The organism is Vibrio sp. 1978 (assembly GCF_033344345.1).
On the sequence record NZ_JAWPOP010000576.1, the window covers coordinates 1 to 649 of the forward strand.

Here is a 649-nt window from a genome sequence, read left to right on the forward strand (position 1 = left end):
GCAACGCTTGGTAAGCGACCGGGCGTAACCAACGGTGAATGGCCTCTGCTCCGACAGAGGTTGATGCCGCATGGGTCGACGCAGGATACGGCCCACCATGAACCATCGCATAACCAACCTCTACGCCAGTTGGCCAGCCATTGAACACCAGGCGTCCGGCAATTTCTTCCAGGCATGGAATCAACTGCTCAGCGAGTGATGAATCTGCTTCAGTCGCGTGGATGGTAGCGGTGAGCGTGCCGCTCAGTGTTTCACTTAGATCGAGTAAGTCCTCGAAGTCCTTACAGATAACAATCACTGATTGAGGGCCGAAAATCTCTTCTTCCCATTTTGGGTTTGTGCGCCAGTTTTGGCTGTCGGTGACAAACAGCGCAGAGGCGACATTTGGAGAGTCAGCCTGAGAGTAAGTCACGTTAATACCCTGATCAGCGGCTCGCTTTACGACTTCGTTCTCATAGGTTTCTCGGATACCTTGAGTGAGAAGCGTAGAAGGGGACTGTTGACGAATCAAAGCCTGAGCGGTTTCGATAAAGGCTTGTGTTTCTGGAGTATTCAACGCGAACACTACTCCCGGTTTTGTACAAAACTGGCCGCAACCCATGGTCATTGATGCGACAAACTGCTCTGCAAGTGAGGCGTTGTTTTTCAT

1 pseudogene is annotated in these 649 nt (G+C 51.6%); it reads right to left on the reverse strand.

The window, feature by feature from the left end:
• Positions 1–649: pseudogene (locus tag R8N49_RS27910) on the reverse strand (aldehyde dehydrogenase (NADP(+))); the annotation flags it as partial.